This is a genomic window from Pseudorhodobacter wandonensis, assembly GCF_001202035.1.
Classification (GTDB): Bacteria; Pseudomonadota; Alphaproteobacteria; order Rhodobacterales; family Rhodobacteraceae; genus Pseudorhodobacter; species Pseudorhodobacter wandonensis.
This window is the reverse complement of record NZ_LGHT01000028.1, coordinates 1-5,415: the sequence shown is the minus strand read 5'-3', so window position 1 is coordinate 5,415 and position 5,415 is coordinate 1. Positions and strand designations below refer to the sequence as shown.

The window sequence follows — 5,415 nt, the reverse complement described above, 5'->3', positions numbered from 1 at the left end:
TGGCACGGCTGCGTCACTACCTCGATTACGGCATGTTGGAACTGGACAACAACACCGCAGAACGGGCGATGCGGTCAGTCGCCATCGGGCGAAAGAACTATCTGTTCGTAGGATCACAAACAGGCGGCAAAGCCGCCGCCATCGCCTACACCCTAATCGAAACCGCCAAACTGAATGGTATCGATCCACAGGCATGGCTGGCTGACACCTTGGCACGCATCCCAGACTACAAGATCAACCGCGTCGACGATCTGCTGCCGTGGAAAAACGTATCATAACGCGGGCAGACCGGACGCTTACGAAAGAGCTGGTTCATCGTGCCCTTGAGGCCGACGTGCAACTCGCTGATCTCGCCCTCCGACAAGGTGACAATCCGCACCCCGTGAAAACTCAGCCGCTTGAACAGGGTGGCAACATCGGCCTGATCGCGGCTCAATCGGTCGAGTGCTTCGGCGACGATGACATCAAAATTGCCACGGCTGGCTTCGTCCATCAGCCGTTGAACTCCGGGCCGCTGCATACTGGCGCCGGACATGGCCATGTCGGTGAAAATCTCGCAGACGGCCCAGCCCTCGCGCTCGACGCGTTCACGGCAAATGCGCAACTGGTCCTCGATGGAGGCTTCGCTTTGCATTGCGGAGGAAAACCGTGCGTAAATGGCAACTCGGGTCATCATCGTCCTTTCTTAAGACGCCGCACGACGGCAGCATAGTCGCGTCCGGCGTCGATCGTCTGGGCATGGATGTAATGGTGCCCGGCTGCCCAGAACCCTGAATGTGCCAGAACCGTACGGATCAGTCGCGCACTTTCTGTCGAGAGCCTGGCCAGCGTGGTGGCCGCGCAATCCCGGAATAGGTGTCGTGACGTACCAAATCCGCGTAGGGTTTGCCATTCAACCAGCGATCGCAATCGCGGGCCCCGCTTGCGAATAACGGTCAATGGGGCGTTCGATAGCTCGCTGATTAGAACTGGACATGCAATTTGCATCCAAGAATATCGGAACAAAGTCATACTCATCCTCCAAAATCCCTTTCTTGCTTGAACGCTTCAAGTGCCACTGCGAGCCCACGGCCTGCCGCAATCGTGTCCGCCTGGATGTAGTGCGCTTCCGCTATACGCGTGCTTGTGTGGCCGAGGATCGGTTTGATCATGCGCGCCGATGTTGGTGATGCGCGTGTAAGCGTCGTCGCAGCAGCGTCCCGGAACAGGTGGGGTGTCACGCCGACCTTCAACAGGGATGTCGTCCGGTTCTTGATGGCTCGCGTGAACTGTCCGATGTTGAGCGGTGCGCCATTGCGACCAAGCCAGACTGCATTCTGAGGGTAAGAGCTGCGCGCCAAGAGCGCAGGTCGTGCAATGTTCAGATAAGCGGCCAGCTGTTCACTCAGTATATCGGGAACATTCGCTTCCCAATACTGCCGGTTCTTTGTCATTGCCCCATCGAGGTAAATAGCCATATGTGCGCCTTCCACGCGCAATGATGTGCCAAGCGCCAGTTCTGAAAGTGCGCGGCGCCGCATTGGCATAAGCGCGAGCAGGCAGATCATCGCACCATCGCGCAGGCGCACGGCTTGATTGGGATGGGTGATGGGACCAGCATTATCGAACACAAGGTGAGCACCGGCGTCAAACAGAACATCACTGGCCAAGACACGTCCTGCCTTGCGCGGTGAACCATGCTGCTTCACGCTGCGATGTAAGCCTGCCAAGATCGCTTGATGCGCGCTCCAGGATCGCACGGGCGCGATTGAGCGACACAGGCGGACCACGGCTCCAACATGCCCCAGTCGCGTTGCCGGTGCCAAGCCGTTCATGGCTGTAAGCCAGGCGCGCAGGCGTGCAGGTGTTGCACGGTCACAGGGCATCAGCGTCAAGGCTTCAGGCTCTGCCATAAGAAGCCAGCCTAGCCAGCGGGCATATTGGATCTCCATCAGCTTGCAGGAATTGGAACGCCAATGGCCGAGAAGCCCCTGATCATCAAGCAGCCCGCCCTGAGTGAACAAGGTATCAAAAGCATTCCGGTCAGCATCCGGCCATTGCTGAATTGGCAGGGCATGGGACATCATCCTGCCTCCCGCAGCGTATTGACCACCTTGGCGAAGGCCTGGGTCGCACTGATCGTTTCGAGACCGGAATAAACGCTGATCGTGCGGCTGACCGACGAGTGCCCCAACATCTGACGCGCGACCTCGTAGCCGCCCGGGTTGGCATCAAGGTAAATCATCACAGCGAGGTGTCGGAACAGATGCGCATTCATGTCGATCCCAACCTCACTGCGCACGCGTCGCTTAATTCGCTCCGCCAAATCGCTTTTGCTTACGGGTCCATTCTTGCGCGTTGCCGGGAACAAATAAAGGCAGTCGGGTGCGCAAAGAGTTGGGGCGCGTGCGGCGAGATAGGCTTCGATCATCTTCACCAGATGAGGAGGAAGTTCAAACTCTAGCGGGCGCTTGTTCTTGACCTCGTTAGCCGGAATGACGAGGTACATCCGCTTTTTGCCGGCGCGAGGCAGGTGGCGGGAGATGTCAATCTTGGCCAGGTTAGAAACCCGCAGCGGGCAATAAAGCAAGATCCCGATGGCGATGGCATCCTCCCATGCGCGCAGGGCCTTTGATCGGTGATTGCCAAGGGGACGCGTCAGGATACCTTCTGGCAGACGCAGGAGGCGACGAAGTACGCCGGGCGCGCGCAGTACCCGCAATCGGTCTCGGTTTTTAACCGTCATGCCACCAGTATCGCGCATTGCGAGTCTTGCCTTGAACTGAGCGAGGGCGTTGCGCACATCTTGCGACAGCTCCAGATGTGCGGCGATCGTAAGGAGAAGCCCTGCCGTATCACTGATCGAGGCAGATGTCTTGCCGTCGTTGAGTGCCAGCATTCGCCGCAGGCCAAGTTCCACGTGCCTAGTCTGGAGCAAATCTAGCAGGCAAACAATGTCCTGGGAGGGGATGCCCGCGCGAATGACGTGGCTTGCAAAGCGCAGCAGCAGGTACCGATAGCTTGCGGCCGACGAGGCTGCTATTGGTCTGAAGTTTTGCTCGGGCGCAAGCAGATCGGGGCGCATGCGCATACCAAGGTAGCGGTCGATATCTGTTATCAAGCTTGGAGTATATTCCGCCTCTTGCAGCATCACCCGTTTGGCTTGGGAGGGAAGCTCCAGCCGTTGGCGTGGCCAACTCGGGAGCCGTTCGATCGCCCGATTCCAACCCATGACCGCATCTTTGAAGGCGCTCTGCGGAGATTTGCTGATCTCGTTCAACTCGATAGCTTCGAGGAACAGCAGCGCGTGGTCGTTGCTGACATTCGCGGGTGCGACCCCGATGCGGTTGAGAAAGAAGACGAACCTTGGCAAGGGGCTCAGCAGGCTCTTGTCCTTTGAATCGCGCACGCATTCCCAAAGGGGCTGCCAGTCTGAAGAAAGATCACGAGGCTGACGGTGACGCTTTGTAACGATCCCGCAGGCGACCATTGCGCTGCGTGCGTTGCTGACGATGTTCTGCCATGTCTTCGTGTTGACGCGTATGGCGGCCGGTGCAATAGCGGCCAAACGAGGCTGCAACCAGCGCGGGTCGGCTGGCACCTGCGCAGGCGTTCGCTGAAGCGCCTCGGCAACCCGCCGCAGACCGGAAATCAGATCCTTGCGGCGCTCAGTCGTGAGGGCATCGTTTGTCTGCAGTTGATCAATCAACTCGGCAAAACTGGGCGTAGTTGGCGATACAAAGATGCCATCAAGCGGAATTTTGGTATAGGTTGTCATCGGGTAGGGCTCCTTCTGGTCGGTTTGGGACATGGGTGGACACGCGGCGTCACCGGTGCCTGATCGGGAGAACACTATACGATAAACAAACTCGTTTCCGTGGTAGGGGTATTCCCGAAGACCTTCTAAGATATTGACTATATTGAACATAAGTGGACATGCGTTCCCGACTTCGCATGCGATTGAACGTGGCATTTGTTGGCGATTGAACATGGTAAATTGCTCTGCCAGAGACCACTTGAATGATGACTGGTGGTCAATTCCCGATGGAGCGATCAATGGCAGCACAGCATCGGTGGGCATGCCTCCAATAGCATAGCCGCAATTGAAGAGTCCGGCGTTTTGGGCTTTGCCATTTGTGGGTAGACAGCAAACGCAAGGCCGCATGCCAGTATCGACAGGTGCCTGGGTCATCTGACCTGGCTTATGGATGAGGCCGCTTGCGTTATGGATAATCACCATCATGAACGCGCTTCCGCCCTACCAGCGTGCAGCTTGGCGATAGGCCGCGTGTGCTGCAGGCGTGATCCGCACCATGTGTCCGGTAGGGCCAACGCGAACGACCTCCAGCAGTCCTGCTGCGATGGCGCGACGTACTGTCTTCTCAGAACAGTTGTCCGCTTCCGCCACATCCTTCACAGTCAGAAGGGTGCAGGGCTTGTCAGTCTTTTTGGGGGGCAGTTTTGGCATGGGGCGTCTCCTTGGCCTTAGGAGCGTCCGCCGCAAGTTCCCGCGCTACCTGCCGGGCGAAGAGATCGACCAACCGCGAAACAGCAGCGTCGATCTGCCGGTCAGCAGAAGCAGAGGAGAGGGGAAGGGCGGGGGCGCGTGTCATGAAATGACCATGCGCACAGCCCGTCAGAATTTTAAAAGTGTCACAGGACGAAAAAAGTTTATCAAATTTTTAGTAGGTCAAAATTTGAGGTTTTTCTATTATAGATCAAGGGCCTGAAGGCTTAATTTCTTGATTGAATGCATCAATCTCGCGTTTGATAGCTTCACCGTTGTGCCGAGTGGGCGGATCAGTCAGGCAAAAGATGACGTCCTGTTGATTGTCATTGAGAACTGACCCGGCATTTTCATCGAGATCTGACCCACCCAGCCGTTATGATCTGCTGGTTATGATGGCGTCAATGCTGTTGCCTCCTTTCGCTTTTTCTTCGCTGTTTCGGAGCTGGCCTTGAAGCGGTAGCTGTCATTGCCGGTCTCGAGGATGTGGCAGCGATGTGTGAGACGATCGAGCAGTGCTGTGGTCATTTTGGCATCGCCAAAGACGCTGGCCCATTCACTGAAGCTCAGGTTGGTGGTGATGATGACGCTGGTGCGTTCATACAGCTTGCTCAGAAGATGGAAGAGCAACGCGCCGCCGGAGGCGCTGAACGGCAGATATCCCAGCTCATCCAGGATCACCAAGTCGGTTTTGACCAGCGCCTCAGCGATCTTCCCGGCCTTGCCTTGGGCCTTTTCCTGCTCCAGTGCGTTGACCAGTTCAACCGTCGAGAAGAAGCGGACGCGCTTACGGTGATGCTCGATGGCCTGAATGCCAAGGGCGGTTGCAACATGCGATTTCCCTGTTCCCGGACCTCCGATCAGCACCACATTCTCGGCCGCGTCCATGAACTCACAACGATGGAGTTGTCTGACTAAGGCTTCACGGA

Annotated in this window: 6 protein-coding genes; 1 reads left to right on the top strand and 5 read right to left on the bottom strand. The window is 57.1% G+C overall.

Going from position 1 to position 5,415, the window contains the following annotated elements:
* The coding region (locus AKU79_RS08540) for a transposase domain-containing protein (RefSeq protein WP_156209610.1) at positions 1-278 on the top strand (278 nt) is incomplete at its 5' end.
* On the opposite strand, the gene AKU79_RS08535 is transcribed toward AKU79_RS08540, so the two are convergent.
* From AKU79_RS08535 to istB, 5 genes are all read right to left on the bottom strand, one after another.
* Positions 227-676: a recombinase family protein gene (locus tag AKU79_RS08535; RefSeq protein WP_050523184.1), complete on the bottom strand. Its 450-nt coding sequence runs from the start codon at positions 674-676 to the stop codon at positions 227-229. The two genes, AKU79_RS08540 and AKU79_RS08535, sit on opposite strands and share 52 nt — an antisense overlap.
* Before the next feature lie 337 nt (positions 677-1,013).
* Positions 1,014-2,066 (bottom strand): site-specific integrase, encoded by a 1,053-nt coding sequence (locus AKU79_RS08530; protein WP_050523183.1) that lies wholly within the window; start codon positions 2,064-2,066, stop codon positions 1,014-1,016.
* Positions 2,063-3,757 carry a site-specific integrase gene (locus AKU79_RS08525; protein WP_050523182.1) on the bottom strand — a complete coding sequence of 565 codons (1,695 nt, stop codon included), beginning with the start codon at positions 3,755-3,757 and terminating at the stop codon, positions 2,063-2,065. The genes AKU79_RS08530 and AKU79_RS08525 overlap by 4 nt, the downstream gene beginning before the upstream one ends.
* A 480-nt stretch (positions 3,758-4,237) precedes the next feature.
* Entirely contained in the window at positions 4,238-4,447 is a 210-nt protein-coding gene (locus AKU79_RS18925) for a helix-turn-helix domain-containing protein (protein WP_082223978.1), read from the bottom strand.
* 429 nt (positions 4,448-4,876) lie between these two features.
* A partial coding sequence (gene istB / locus AKU79_RS08515; RefSeq protein ID WP_050523104.1) for an IS21-like element helper ATPase IstB occupies positions 4,877-5,415 on the bottom strand: 539 nt, incomplete at its 5' end.

What these genes read in the sequence shown, in the direction of transcription:
- AKU79_RS08535 (WP_050523184.1), bottom strand. Translation starts at nt 676, where the DNA reads ATGATGACCCGAGTTGCCATTTACGCACGGTTTTCCTCCGCAATGCAA.
- AKU79_RS08530 (WP_050523183.1), bottom strand. Translation starts at nt 2,066, where the DNA reads ATGATGTCCCATGCCCTGCCAATTCAGCAATGGCCGGATGCTGACCGG.
- AKU79_RS08525 (WP_050523182.1), bottom strand. Translation starts at nt 3,757, where the DNA reads ATGACAACCTATACCAAAATTCCGCTTGATGGCATCTTTGTATCGCCA.
- AKU79_RS18925 (WP_082223978.1), bottom strand. Translation starts at nt 4,447, where the DNA reads ATGCCAAAACTGCCCCCCAAAAAGACTGACAAGCCCTGCACCCTTCTG.